The sequence below is a fragment of the Pseudomonas sp. R3-41 genome, assembly GCF_054161485.1.
In genome coordinates this window covers 646,602-658,882 of sequence record NZ_CP096421.1, presented here as the reverse complement: position 1 = coordinate 658,882, position 12,281 = coordinate 646,602, and the positions used below count along the sequence as shown (strand labels likewise).

The following is a 12,281-nucleotide window of genomic DNA, read 5'->3' as shown; positions in this document are numbered from 1 at the left end:
AACGACCGCGTGGATTTGTTGTAGCGGTCAAACAGTTGTTTGAAACATACGTTTACGCCCAAATCTTGTCAAGCGCCGATCTTTTGCCGTTCGTCATCAGCCGAAGAAAATGTCGGACACGGGAAATCCATCGCAATGAAGAATCCGCGATGCGCGTAGGAAAAGATTAGTTGAGCAATAAGACGTTAGAGACAAGAACGCCGCGAATAATCGCGGCGTTTTCGTAAATCTGGAGGAACGGGATCAGGCAAAGGTATCGATCAACGTACCGAGCATTTCGTCGGATGCCTTGGCTACGCTCACACCCAGTTGCACCTGGGACTTGCCCTGGGCCATTTCGACCATGTTGCTGACCAAGTCCGACTGCTGGCTGCGATCCACTGACCGCAAGCGATCCACCTGGACTTCGGACGACTGGCTGGTGACCGATCGCTCGATCGTATTGTTGGCGATCTGGCTGGCGGCCTGATCGACGCGGTTCTGCCCTGTCTGAATCGTGCTCAGACCGGCGTAGAACGCGGTGCTTCCTGAGATTTCCATGGCAGAGTTCGTCTTCTTGAAGGGTCGACAGTGGCCATTGAATCAGAAGGCCAGGGAAAAGGCCCGACAAAAACACTAATGGCACAGTGCCTTGCCATAGGCAAAACCTTGCTGGGGTGTGTCAGTCCAGCAGATCCAATTGCAAGTGTTCGGCCACGGCTTCAGCCGTCACGCTCTGGATCCGCGCCACCCTGCCCAGGCAAGGCGCCGGAAGTCGCTCGGCCAAGGTTGCCAGGTTTTCCTCCAGGCGCGAGGTGGCCGGGTCGATGATGTTCGCGACCCAACCGGCAAGCGGCAAGCCATCACGGGCGATCGCCTCGGCGGTCAACAAGGCGTGGCTGATACAACCCAGGCGCACACCCACCACCAGGATCACCGGCAAGCCCAGCGCTATCGCCAGGTCGGACAGATTATCCTGGCCGGCCAGCGGCACGCGCCAACCGCCCGCGCCTTCGATCAACGTGAAGTCGGCGTCCAGCGCCAGCACTTCGCGCATCGGCCCCAACAGCGACTGCACCGTCAACGCAACACCGGCCTCCCGGGCGGCCAAGTGCGGCGCAATTGCCGGCTCGAACGCCACCGGGTTGACCTGTGCATAAGTCAACGGTATCGAGCATTCCGCCAGCAAGGCCAAGGCATCGGCGTTGCGCAGGCCCTTGGGCGTCACGGCGCAGCCGGAGGCCACGGGTTTTCCGGCAGCCGTGCTCATGCCAGCCTGCCGCGCCGCGTGCAGCAGGCCCGCCGCGACGGTGGTCTTGCCGACATCGGTATCGGTGCCGGTGATGAAATAAGCCTGGCTCATAGCGGTTTCTCCAAAACGGCGTAGACCACTTGGTAAGTCGCGGGTAGCCCCTGTGCCTGACGAAACTGCTCATAAGCTTCAACCAGCGCGAGGATCCGCGCCCTGCCCGTCAAGCCGCCGGGCCGACCAGGGTTCAGATTATGGGCACCCAATGCTTTCAATTCGTGGGTCAGGCTACGTACATCGGGGTAATGCAAAACATGGGGGCGGTTTTCAAGACTGACAACGTTCAACCCGCTGGCCGCGCAAAGCTGTTGATACGTCTCGAATCCACGGAAACGGTTGACGTGCACCAAGCCATCCACCTGACGCCAACTGTCGCGCAATTCGTACAACGTACCTACGCAGAGGCTGGTGAAGGCCAACACTCCGCCCGGTTTCAACACCCGATACGCCTCACTCAGCACCGCGGCAAAATCCTCGCACCACTGCACCGCCAGGCTGGAGAACACCAGGTCGCAGCTCGCCGCCTGCAAAGGCAGCCGCTCGGCGTCACCAGCGATAAAATGCGCGGCGCCACCTTGGGGTCGAGCATGGTTGAGCATACCTTCGGCGATATCCAGCGCCAGCCCTGTGCTCGCGCCGAAACGCGCGCCCAGGGCGCGGGTGAAATAGCCGGTGCCACAACCCAGGTCCAGCCAACGTTGCGGCATGAACGAAGGCGGCAAGCGGTCGAGCAATTGCTGGCCGACGTCGCGCTGCAGCTCGGCCACGCTGTCATAGCTGCTCGCCGCCCGGGAAAACGAAGCCGCCACCTGGCGTTTGTCGGGCAAGGCACCAGGCAAAAGGGGAAGAGACAAATCAGTCATCACCGGACTCATGCAAAAAAGCCTGGATCGCCCCCGCCACACCATGGGGGTCTTCCAGAAGAAATCCGTGGCCGGCCTGTTCGATCAGGCCGATTTCAACATCCGGCAACAAGGCCAGCAAATCACCCGCAGCCTCAGCCGGCACCAAGGCGTCGAGCCCGGCAAACAAATGCAGTTGCGGGCCGCGAAAGCTTTGCAATGCAGTGCGAGTGTCTAACTGCGCCAGCAGTTCGAGCCCGGCCATCAGCACTTCGAACGAAGTGTTCGGCGCCCCGGCCAACAGCAACCGCGACAAGCCGCGCGGATCGCTGCAGCCCTGGGCACACAGCAAGCTGAAACGCTTGAGAGTCTGGCGTGGGTCGGCCGCACAGCCGGCGAGAAAGCCATCGAAGGTCTGGCCGTCCATCGCGCTCGGCCATTGTTCATGGGCGACAAAGGACGGATTGCTGGCCAAGGTCAACAAGCCACAGCAGCGCTCACCCCGACGCGCCGCCAGCGCCGAGGCCAGCATGCCGCCCAGGGACCAGCCGCCGAGCCAGGCGTCCTGGGGCACGGTGGCGTCCAACTCTTCGAGCCATTCATCGGGATCGCTCGACAGCAATGCCGGCAACGGTTCGATTTCCACCCGCAGGTGTTCATCGAACCCTTGCAAGGCCGCCGCCAGCGGCTCCAGAGGTGAAACGCCCAAGCCCCAGCCGGGCAGCAATATCAGTCGATCACGCATGGCTTGGCTCCGGCCCCAACAGGGCAAAACACTCGGCCAGTGCATTCAACAAAAGCTGCACCTGGGCCTCGCTGTGGGCGGCGGTCAGGGTTACACGCAAGCGAGCGCTGCCGGCCGGCACGGTGGGTGGACGGATCGCCGTCACCATCAGCCCGCGCTCACGCAGCATCTGCGACATGCGCATGGCCCGCCCCGCATCGCCGATCAGGATCGGTTGGATCGGCGTGAAGCTGTCCATCAATTGCAGGCCGATCTGCTCGGCGCCCTGGCGGAACTGGCGGATCAGCACCTGCAAGTGTTCGCGACGCCAATGTTCGCTGCGCAGCAGTTCGAGGCTCTTGAGGGTGGCGCAGGCCAAAGCCGGCGGCTGGCTCGTGGTGTAGATGTAGGGTCGCGCGAACTGGATCAGGCTTTCGATCAGTTCTTCACTGCCCGCCACAAAGGCACCGGCCGTGCCAAACGCCTTGCCCAACGTGCCGACCAACACCGGCACGTCCTCCCGGCTCATGCCGAAATGTTCGACGACACCGCCGCCGGAAACGCCCAACGTACCGAAACCGTGGGCATCGTCGACCATCAGCCAGGCGCCCTTGGCCTTGGCTTCACGGGCGAGCGCCGGCAAATCGGCCACATCGCCATCCATGCTGAAAACACCGTCGGTGACCACCAGGGTGTTGCCCACTGCTTTTTCCAAGCGTTGGGCCAGGCTCCGGGCATCGTTGTGCAGGTATCGGTTGAAACGCGCACCGGACAGAAGCCCGGCGTCGAGCAACGAAGCGTGGTTGAGGCGGTCTTCCAGCACCGTGTCGCCCTGCCCCACCAGCGCGGTGACTGCGCCGAGGTTGGCCATGTAACCGGTGGTGAACAGCAACGCTCGCGGACGCCCCGTCAGGTCGGCCAAGGCTTCTTCCAGGGCGTGATGCGGGCCGCTGTGGCCGATCACCAGATGGGAAGCGCCACCGCCGACGCCCCAACGGGCCGCCCCCGCGCGCCAGGCCTCGATCACTTGCGGATGGTTGGCCAGGCCCAGGTAATCGTTGTTGCAGAACGCCAGCAGGGGCTGGCCGTCCACCACCACCTCCGGGCCCTGGGGGCTTTCGAGCAGCGGGCGCTGGCGATAGAGATTGTCGGCACGACGGGCAGCCAGGCGTGCGGCGAGATCGAAGGGCATGCAGGCCTCGGGTGAACGCTATTTAAAGGGCTGAAGTAGATCCCCTGTGGGAGCGGGCTTGCTCGCGAAAGCGGTGTGTCTGACAACATTACTTTGCCTGACGCACCGCTTTCGCGAGCAAGCCCGCTCCCACACTTGGTGTCGTGTTAGCTCAGAGGGCGGCGTTATAGAACTGCTCGCTGCTCTTCTGCTCCACCAACGCCTGTTCAATGGCCGCCTGGTGCACTTCGTCAGCATGTTCTTCGCGGGCTTCGGGTTGGATGCCCAGGCGTGCGAACAACTGCATGTCCTTGTCGGCCTGCGGGTTGGCGGTGGTCAACAGCTTGTCGCCGTAGAAAATCGAGTTGGCGCCAGCAAAAAATGCCAGGGCCTGCATTTGCTCGTTCATCGCTTCGCGACCGGCGGAAAGACGTACGTGGGACTGGGGCATAATGATCCGCGCCACGGCGAGCATGCGGATGAAATCGAACGGATCGATGTCTTCGGCATTCTCCAGCGGCGTGCCGGCGACCTTGACCAGCATGTTGATCGGCACCGATTCCGGGTGCTCCGGCAGGTTCGCCAGCTGGATCAGCAGATTGGCGCGGTCATCCAGGGACTCGCCCATGCCCAGGATCCCGCCGGAGCAGATCTTCATTCCCGAATCACGCACGTAGGCCAGGGTTTGCAGGCGCTCACTGTAGGTGCGGGTGGTGATGATGCTGCCGTAGAACTCCGGCGAGGTGTCGAGGTTATGGTTGTAGTAGTCCAGGCCAGCCTGGGCCAGTGCTTCGGTCTGCTCCTGGTCGAGGCGGCCCAGGGTCATGCAGGTTTCCAGGCCCATGGCCTTCACGCCCTTGACCATTTCCAACACATACGGCATGTCCTTGACCGACGGGTGCTTCCACGCCGCGCCCATGCAGAAGCGGGTCGAACCGATGGCCTTGGCCCGTGCAGCCTCTTCGAGGACCTTCTGCACTTCGAGCAATTTCTCTTTATCCAGCCCGGTGTTGTAGTGACCGGACTGCGGACAATATTTGCAATCTTCCGGGCAAGCGCCGGTCTTGATCGACAGCAACGTGGAAACCTGGACGCGATTGGCGTCGAAGTGCGCGCGGTGCACGGTCTGCGCCTGGAACAACAGGTCATTGAATGGCTGGACAAAGAGTGCTTTGACTTCGGCCAAAGACCAGTCATGACGCAGGTTGGCAGTGGTGCTGGCGCTCATGGGCATTTCCTTGATTATGCTTGGCTGGCGCCTGGGGCATGGAATACCCACAGGCGCGACACGGATGTTCGGCATATTTAAGGAAGAGTCATGCGCTGTCAACCACGATACAAAGGACCGGTTTACATCTGGTTAAAAAACAAACAATTCTGTCTACTGTGTGGCGACAGCACCGATACGCCGCAGCCTATCTGCACCCCCTGCGAAAGCGAGCTGCCCTGGCTCGGCGATCAATGCAGCGTCTGCGCCTTGCCGCTGCCCATGGCCGGGTTGCGTTGCGGCCAATGCGCCGCGCGACCGCCGGCCTTCGAACGGGTCCTGGCGCCCTGGGCCTATGACTTCCCGGTGGACAGCCTGATCACCCGCTTCAAGCATCAGGCGAAATGGCCTCTAGGCCGGCTGCTGGGCGAACTGCTGGCGCAATCGCTGCAACATCATTTCGACGAAGGGCTGGAACGGCCCGACGCCTTGGTACCGGTGCCACTGGCGACCCGACGCCTGCGCCAGCGGGGTTTCAACCAAGCGGCGCTGCTGGCCCGCTGGCTCAGTGGATCGTTGGCGATCCCTTGCGAAGAAAACCTGCTGCGCCGCACCCAGGATACCCCCGCCCAACAGGCCCTCGATGCCAGGGCTCGGCGACATAACCTGCGCCAGGCCTTTGCCCTGGCGCCCCAGGCAACGTTGCGTAACCGTCACCTGGCATTGGTCGACGATGTGCTCACCACCGGTGCCACCGCCCAGGCGCTGGCGGCTCTATTGCTGGATGCCGGCGCCGCGCGGGTCGATGTGTACTGCCTGGCCCGCACGCCGAAACCTGGTGAGCCGGCTTGACGTGCCGCACCCAAGGCGCCAACGTCCGCCCATCGACCTTCGCACGCAGTTTTCTGTCATGTCATTGCCCACGCTCCTGACCCAGCACATCGTCCGGCGACCCCAACGCATCGCCCTGCTGCAGCACATCGCCGAACAAGGTTCGATCACCCGCGCCGCCAAGAGCGCGGGCCTGAGCTATAAGGCGGCGTGGGACGCCATCGATGAGTTGAACAACCTCGCGGATCAACCGCTGGTGGAGCGCAGCGTCGGCGGCAAGGGCGGTGGCGGCGCCAAGCTGTCGGAGGAAGGCCAACGGGTGCTGCGCCTGTATCTGCGCCTGCAAGCACTGCAGGCACAACTGCTCGAAGCCAGCGAAGACGCTGGCGACCTGGGCCTGCTCAGCCGCCTGATGCTGCGCACCAGCGCCCGCAATCAATTGCACGGCAAGGTCCTGGGCATCGAGGCCCAGGGACATAACGACCGGGTACGCTTGGAGCTGGCCCGGGGCCTGGTCATCGAAGCGCAGATCACCCACGACAGCACGCTGCGCCTGGAGTTGGGTGTCGGCACCGACGTGGTGGCGCTGATCAAGGCCGGCTGGCTGCAATTGCATCCTGTCGAGCAAGGGGAAAAACCGGGGATCAATATTTTGCGCGGCGTGATCGAGCAGGTCGACGCCGCCCAAGACGGCCCCAGCGAAGTGCGCATTGGCCTGCCCAACGGTCAGACGCTGTGCGCCCTGGCCGATCCGCTACAGTTGCAAGCGCAGGACCTGGCAACCGGCTCACCCGTGCAAGTGACGTTTTCAGCGACAAATGTGCTGCTCGGCACACCGCTGTAGCGCGTTGCAACAATAGTTTCATCGACCCGCTTTAAGGTGACTGCCAAAACCAGCAGGGAGCCTGATGATGAGCCTATTAGAAGAAAACCAATCCACCGACCTGGAAAAGATCGTCGGCCTGAGCCGTCGCCGTTTCATCGGCGCTGGCGCCTTGTGCGGCGCGGCGATGTTCCTGGGCGGCAACCTGCTGAGCCGCAGCGTCATGGCCGCCGCCGTGAGCGAAGGCAACAAAAGCATGCTGGGCTTCAACAGCATTGCCGCATCCACCGCCGACACCATTACCTTGCCGCCGGGCTACAAGGCCTCGGTGCTGATCAGTTGGGGCCAGCCGCTGAAGAAAAATGCACCGGCGTTCGACCCCAGCGGCAATGGCACCGCCCGCGCACAGGAAGTGCAGTTTGGCGACAACAACGACGGCATGAGCCTGTTCGAATTCCCCGGCGACAAGAACCGGGCGCTGTTGGCGATCAACAACGAGTACACCAACTACCAATACCTGTTCCCTCACGGCGGCCAACCGCAGTCGGCCGAAGACGTGCGCAAGGCCCAGGCCAGCGAAGGCGTGTCGGTGATCGAAATCCAGCGCCGTCGCGGCCAATGGCAATTCGTCCAGGACTCGCGCTACAACCGCCGGATCCATGGCAATACGCCGATCCGCCTGCGCGGCCCGGCCGCTGGCCACGACCTGCTGAAAACCAGTGCCGACAAGAGCGGCAAGAAAGTGCTCGGCACCTTCCAGAACTGTGCCAACGGCATGACCCCGTGGGGCACCTACCTGACCTGCGAAGAGAACTTCACTGACTGCTTCGGCAGCAGCAAGTCGGACCTGCAATTCGACGCGGCACAAAAACGCTATGGCGCCACCGTCACCAGCAGCGAAATCAATTGGCACCTGCACGACCCGCGTTTTGATCTGGCGAAGAACCCCAACGAACTCAATCGCCACGGCTGGGTGGTGGAAATCGATCCGTTCGATCCAGAATCCACCCCGGTGAAGCGCACCGCCCTGGGCCGCTTCAAGCATGAAAACGCGGCCCTGGCGCAGACCAATGACGGTCGCGCCGTGGTGTACATGGGCGATGACGAACGTGGCGAATTCATCTACAAGTTCGTCAGCCGCGAGCGCATCAACCATCGCAATGCCAAGGCCAACCGCAACCTGCTGGACCATGGCACGTTGTACGTGGCGCGCTTCGATGCCGGCGACGGCAACCCGGACCATCCCAAGGGCAAAGGCCAATGGATCGAGTTGACCCATGGCAAGAACGGCATCGACGCCAGCAGCGGTTTCGCTGATCAGGCCGAGGTGGTGATCCATGCGCGCCTGGCCGCCACTGCCGTTGGCGCCACGCGCATGGACCGCCCGGAGTGGATCGTGGTCAGCCCCAAGGACGGCCAGGTCTATTGCACCCTGACCAACAACTCCAAGCGTGGCGATGCCGGCCAGCCAGTGGACGGGCCGAACCCTCGGGCCAAGAACGTCTACGGGCAGATCCTGCGCTGGCGCACCGACCGTGACGATCACGCCTCCAAGACCTTCGACTGGGACCTGTTCGTGGTCGCCGGCAACCCGACGGTACACGCGGGTACGCCGAAGGCCGGCTCGTCCAATATCAACCCGCAGAACATGTTCAACAGCCCCGATGGCCTGGGCTTCGACAAGGCCGGGCGGCTGTGGATCCAGACCGACGGTGACTCGAGCAACGCAGGCGACTTCGCGGGCATGGGCAACAACCAGATGCTGTGCGCCGACCCCAACAGCGGTGAGATCCGCCGCTTCATGGTAGGGCCGGTAGGCTGCGAAGTGACCGGGATCAGTTTCGCGCCGGACTACAAGACGCTGTTCGTCGGGATCCAGCATCCCAGCGGCGCCTCGACCTTCCCTGAGCACCTGCCCAACGGCAAGCCGCGCTCGTCGGTGATGGTGATCACGCGGGAGGATGGCGGAGTCATCGGCGCCTGAACCCTCTGTGGCGAGGGAGCTTGCTCCCGCTGGGTTGCGCAGCGACCCCACTTTTTTGTGGGCGCTACGCACTGGAGCGCCAGCCCGGCCAAGCGGGAGCAAGCTCCCTCGCCACGAAGTCTCACCAATCAATCCCGACTGCTTTGCGCTACCATGCTGGGCCGGACGCGGCAGCCCTGCCGCTGCGCAGGAGTCAGCATGTCCCATCCGTTTGAAACCCTCACGCCCGACCTGGTGCTCGATGCCGTTGAAAGCATCGGCTTTCTCAGCGACGCCCGCGTGTTGGCCCTCAACAGCTACGAGAACCGCGTCTATCAAGTCGGCATCGAAGATTCCGAGCCGCTGATCGCCAAGTTCTATCGCCCCCAGCGCTGGACCAACGAAGCGATCCTGGAAGAGCACAGCTTTACCTTCGAACTTGCAGACTACGAAGTGCCCGTGGTGGCGCCGCTGATCCACAACGGCGCCAGCCTGCACGAGCACGCCGGGTTCCGTTTCACCCTGTTTCCCCGTCGCGGCGGCCGAGCGCCGGAGCCGGGCAATCTCGACCAACTCTATCGCCTGGGCCAATTGCTTGGACGCCTGCACGCGCTCGGGGCGACCCGGCCATTCGAGCACCGTGAAGCCTTGGGCGTGAAGAATTTCGGCCACGACTCGTTGGAGACAGTGTTGCAAAGCGGCTTCGTCCCCCGCGGCCTGCTGCCGGCCTACGAGTCGGTCGCCCGGGACCTGCTCAAGCGCGTCGAAGAGGTCTACGCCGCCACACCCCACCAGAACATCCGCATGCACGGCGATTGCCATCCCGGCAACATGATGTGCCGCGACGAGGTGTTCCACATCGTCGACCTCGACGATTGCCGCATGGGCCCAGCGGTGCAGGATTTATGGATGATGCTCGCCGGGGATCGCCAGGAATGCCTGGGACAGTTGTCGGAATTGATGGACGGTTACCAGGAGTTCCACGATTTCGCCCCCCGTGAACTGGCGCTGATCGAGCCACTGCGGGCCCTGCGCCTGATGCACTACAGCGCCTGGCTGGCGCGGCGCTGGGACGACCCGGCCTTTCCCCGCAGCTTCCCGTGGTTCGGCAGCGAACGCTACTGGGGCGACCAGGTGCTGGCGTTGCGCGAGCAACTGGCGGCGCTCAATGAAGAGCCGTTGAAGCTGTTCTGATTGGGCTGGGTTCCGCCAGTCACCGCAAATCCTCTGTGGGAGCGGGCTTGCTCGCGAAAGCGGTGGATCGGCTTGCATTGATGTTGAATGTGCAGCCGCCTTCGCGAGCAAGCCCGCTCCCACAAAGGACTTTTGCCGGGACGATTCCTAACAAGGTTCACAGCACGACCAGACAAATCTCCTTACAATCACCCCTTTGTTAGCTGCCTAAGCAAGGATTCTGCATGCAAGCCGCCAACCCGCGTCGCGGGTACATCCTGGGCCTGAGTGCCTACATCATCTGGGGTCTGTTCCCGATCTACTTCAAGGCCATCGCCAGCGTGCCGTCGGTGGAAATCATCATCCACCGGGTGCTGTGGTCGGCCCTGTTCGGCGCGGCGTTGCTGCTGGTGTGGAAACACCCGGGCTGGTGGCGCGAACTGCGGGACAATCCACAACGCCTGGCGATCCTCGCCCTGAGCGGGACGCTGATCGCGGCCAACTGGCTGACCTACGTCTGGGCAGTGAATAACGAGCGCATGCTCGAAGCCAGCCTGGGTTATTACATCAACCCGCTGGTCAACGTGTTGCTGGGCATGTTGATCCTCGGTGAGCGCCTGCGCCGCATGCAATGGCTGGCGGTGGGATTGGCGGCAGTCGGCGTGGCGCAGCAGGTCTGGCAAGTGGGCAGCCTGCCGTGGGTGTCGCTGGTGCTGGCGCTGACCTTCGGTTTCTATGGGCTGATCCGCAAACAGGCGCCGGTCAAGGCCTTGCCGGGACTGGTGGTGGAAACCTGGATGCTGGTGCCAATCGCCATCGCCTGGTTGCTGTTCAACCCCACGGCCACCAGTGCCCAGGCGGCATTCTGGACCACCTCCGAAGCCTGGTGGCTGGTGGCGGCGGGCCCCGTGACGCTGGTGCCGTTGGTGTGTTTCAACGCCGCAACACGGCATTTACCCTACACGACCATCGGTTTTCTGCAGTACATCGCGCCGACGCTGGTGCTATTGCTCGCCGTGCTGCTGTTCGGTGAGCATTTGTCGTCCAGCACGCTGGTAGCGTTCCTGTTTATCTGGGCCGGGCTGGCGGTGTACAGCATCGATGCCGTGATCAGCATGCGCCGGCGCAACTGATCAAGAAACATACAAACCTCTACAGGCCACGCCTGGCGTGGCCTGCGCTTATCCTTCCCAAGGTTATCCACAGCGTGATCCCCGCCGTTTGTGCACAAGCCCTTGAAAACTGGTGATTTTTTGATCATCTGCCGCTGAGCCCCGGCAGGCCTGGGCTGGAGCCGGGTCTCTACAGGTTATCCACAGGCAGGCGCAGTTTTTCCTTGGATAACCCTCGTCACGCTTCGTCGCTGAACTTGAGTTCCACCATCAACTCATCGGCCAAGGTCTCAAGGCGTTCCTGCAACGCCTCCAGCGACAGCGTCAAGGGCACGCCCAGGAGCGCCTCGGCATGAAACAGCAGCTCGCTGCTCATCGGTGCCGGCCGGACATGGGTCACCAAGCGTTCGACATTGACGCCCTGCTCGCTCAACAACCGGGTGATGTCCCGCACGATACCGGGACGATCATTGCCCACCAGCTCCATGGTGATGGGTTTCCAGGAGCAGGACTCTTCAACGGCGCTTTCCGCAATCAACACACGAATGCTGTGGGCCGATAACCCTTGCAACGCTTCGATCAACTCTTCATGGGCCTCGGCCGGGGCGCTGATTCGCAGGATCCCGGCAAACTGCCCGGCCAAGTGCGACATGCGGCTCTCCAGCCAGTTACCGCCATGGGCGGCGATGCAATCGGCGATGCGCTCGACCTGCCCGGGCTTGTCCGGGGCGAAAACAGTGATGACGAGGTGGTCCATGGGCGCAGTCCTCTTGTTGATGGAAGGGACAGTATAGGCAAGAGAGACAATCGGCACGGTCGCGCTTTTGTGGCGAGGGAGCTTGCTCCCGCTGGGCCGCGCAGCGGTCCCAGAATGTCAGTGCTGCGCACTGAAGCGGGAGCAAGCTCCCTCGCCACAGTGATTTGTGTACGAACTCTAAAATTATCTGGAACAATCCATCTGTTTTTTGAGAACATCCAGTATCCCGACGTGACCGTAACACTTTAGTCGGTCGCGGAACGACGCAATTAGTCTAATTTTCACAACCGCAATTGATCATGTAGTATTCCGCAGCGCGCACTACATAATCGCGAAAACCCTGTTTTACCGATGTCTGCTTAAGGCCAGTCGCATCCCTGAAAAGCCCCG

Annotated in this window: 12 protein-coding genes; 5 read left to right on the top strand and 7 right to left on the bottom strand. The window is 62.4% G+C overall.

Features of this window, described 5'->3' with window-relative positions; translation table 11 throughout:
* Window positions 1-243: 243 nt before the first annotated feature.
* From M1D99_RS02950 to bioB, 6 genes are all read right to left on the bottom strand, one after another.
* Window positions 244-540: a pyrroloquinoline quinone biosynthesis protein PqqE gene (locus M1D99_RS02950; RefSeq protein WP_434573927.1), complete on the bottom strand. Its 297-nt coding sequence runs from the start codon at window positions 538-540 to the stop codon at window positions 244-246.
* A gap of 121 nt (window positions 541-661) precedes the next feature.
* Entirely contained in the window at window positions 662-1,342 is a 681-nt protein-coding gene (gene bioD, locus M1D99_RS02945) for a dethiobiotin synthase (RefSeq protein WP_186706939.1), read from the bottom strand.
* On the bottom strand, window positions 1,339-2,151 hold the full coding sequence (gene bioC, locus M1D99_RS02940) for a malonyl-ACP O-methyltransferase BioC (protein WP_186706938.1): 813 nt from the start codon (window positions 2,149-2,151) through the stop codon (window positions 1,339-1,341). Before bioC ends, bioD begins: the two co-directional genes overlap by 4 nt.
* Window positions 2,144-2,875 (bottom strand): alpha/beta fold hydrolase, encoded by a 732-nt coding sequence (locus M1D99_RS02935; protein WP_434573924.1) that lies wholly within the window; start codon window positions 2,873-2,875, stop codon window positions 2,144-2,146. The genes bioC and M1D99_RS02935 overlap by 8 nt, the downstream gene beginning before the upstream one ends.
* The gene (bioF, locus tag M1D99_RS02930) at window positions 2,868-4,046 is read right to left on the bottom strand and encodes an 8-amino-7-oxononanoate synthase (RefSeq protein ID WP_186729614.1); all 1,179 of its coding nucleotides are present in this window, start codon (window positions 4,044-4,046) and stop codon (window positions 2,868-2,870) included. The genes M1D99_RS02935 and bioF overlap by 8 nt, the downstream gene beginning before the upstream one ends.
* Before the next feature lie 151 nt (window positions 4,047-4,197).
* Window positions 4,198-5,253: a biotin synthase BioB gene (gene bioB, locus M1D99_RS02925; protein ID WP_458131360.1), complete on the bottom strand. Its 1,056-nt coding sequence runs from the start codon at window positions 5,251-5,253 to the stop codon at window positions 4,198-4,200.
* A 90-nt stretch (window positions 5,254-5,343) separates the two neighbouring features.
* On the opposite strand from bioB, the gene M1D99_RS02920 reads away from it, so the two are divergent.
* The 5 genes from M1D99_RS02920 (at window position 5,344) to rarD (ending at window position 11,155) form a co-directional block, all read left to right on the top strand.
* A complete protein-coding gene (locus tag M1D99_RS02920; RefSeq protein ID WP_458131359.1) occupies window positions 5,344-6,084 on the top strand; it encodes a double zinc ribbon domain-containing protein in 741 nt (246 codons plus the stop codon).
* Between the two features lie 58 nt (window positions 6,085-6,142).
* A complete protein-coding gene (locus tag M1D99_RS02915; protein ID WP_458131358.1) occupies window positions 6,143-6,907 on the top strand; it encodes a TOBE domain-containing protein in 765 nt (254 codons plus the stop codon).
* Between the two features lie 67 nt (window positions 6,908-6,974).
* The gene (locus tag M1D99_RS02910; RefSeq protein ID WP_458132113.1) at window positions 6,975-8,870 is read left to right on the top strand and encodes a PhoX family protein; all 1,896 of its coding nucleotides are present in this window, start codon (window positions 6,975-6,977) and stop codon (window positions 8,868-8,870) included.
* Window positions 8,871-9,068: 198 nt separating this feature from the next.
* On the top strand, window positions 9,069-10,043 hold the full coding sequence (locus M1D99_RS02905; protein ID WP_434573914.1) for a serine/threonine protein kinase: 975 nt from the start codon (window positions 9,069-9,071) through the stop codon (window positions 10,041-10,043).
* Window positions 10,044-10,267: 224 nt separating this feature from the next.
* Entirely contained in the window at window positions 10,268-11,155 is an 888-nt protein-coding gene (rarD, locus tag M1D99_RS02900; RefSeq protein ID WP_411385808.1) for an EamA family transporter RarD, read from the top strand.
* Between the two features lie 217 nt (window positions 11,156-11,372).
* Here the strand turns inward: rarD and M1D99_RS02895 are convergent, their stop codons facing one another.
* Window positions 11,373-11,891: a glycine cleavage system transcriptional repressor gene (locus M1D99_RS02895; RefSeq protein WP_186706929.1), complete on the bottom strand. Its 519-nt coding sequence runs from the start codon at window positions 11,889-11,891 to the stop codon at window positions 11,373-11,375.
* Between the last annotated feature and the right edge of the window lie 390 nt (window positions 11,892-12,281).

What these genes read in the sequence shown, in the direction of transcription:
- M1D99_RS02920 (WP_458131359.1), top strand. Translation starts at nt 5,344, where the DNA reads ATGCGCTGTCAACCACGATACAAAGGACCGGTTTACATCTGGTTAAAA.
- bioC (WP_186706938.1), bottom strand. Translation starts at nt 2,151, where the DNA reads ATGACTGATTTGTCTCTTCCCCTTTTGCCTGGTGCCTTGCCCGACAAA.
- bioD (WP_186706939.1), bottom strand. Translation starts at nt 1,342, where the DNA reads ATGAGCCAGGCTTATTTCATCACCGGCACCGATACCGATGTCGGCAAG.
- M1D99_RS02910 (WP_458132113.1), top strand. Translation starts at nt 6,975, where the DNA reads ATGAGCCTATTAGAAGAAAACCAATCCACCGACCTGGAAAAGATCGTC.
- M1D99_RS02935 (WP_434573924.1), bottom strand. Translation starts at nt 2,875, where the DNA reads ATGCGTGATCGACTGATATTGCTGCCCGGCTGGGGCTTGGGCGTTTCA.
- M1D99_RS02950 (WP_434573927.1), bottom strand. Translation starts at nt 540, where the DNA reads ATGGAAATCTCAGGAAGCACCGCGTTCTACGCCGGTCTGAGCACGATT.
- M1D99_RS02895 (WP_186706929.1), bottom strand. Translation starts at nt 11,891, where the DNA reads ATGGACCACCTCGTCATCACTGTTTTCGCCCCGGACAAGCCCGGGCAG.
- bioB (WP_458131360.1), bottom strand. Translation starts at nt 5,253, where the DNA reads ATGAGCGCCAGCACCACTGCCAACCTGCGTCATGACTGGTCTTTGGCC.
- M1D99_RS02905 (WP_434573914.1), top strand. Translation starts at nt 9,069, where the DNA reads ATGTCCCATCCGTTTGAAACCCTCACGCCCGACCTGGTGCTCGATGCC.
- rarD (WP_411385808.1), top strand. Translation starts at nt 10,268, where the DNA reads ATGCAAGCCGCCAACCCGCGTCGCGGGTACATCCTGGGCCTGAGTGCC.
- M1D99_RS02915 (WP_458131358.1), top strand. Translation starts at nt 6,143, where the DNA reads ATGTCATTGCCCACGCTCCTGACCCAGCACATCGTCCGGCGACCCCAA.
- bioF (WP_186729614.1), bottom strand. Translation starts at nt 4,046, where the DNA reads ATGCCCTTCGATCTCGCCGCACGCCTGGCTGCCCGTCGTGCCGACAAT.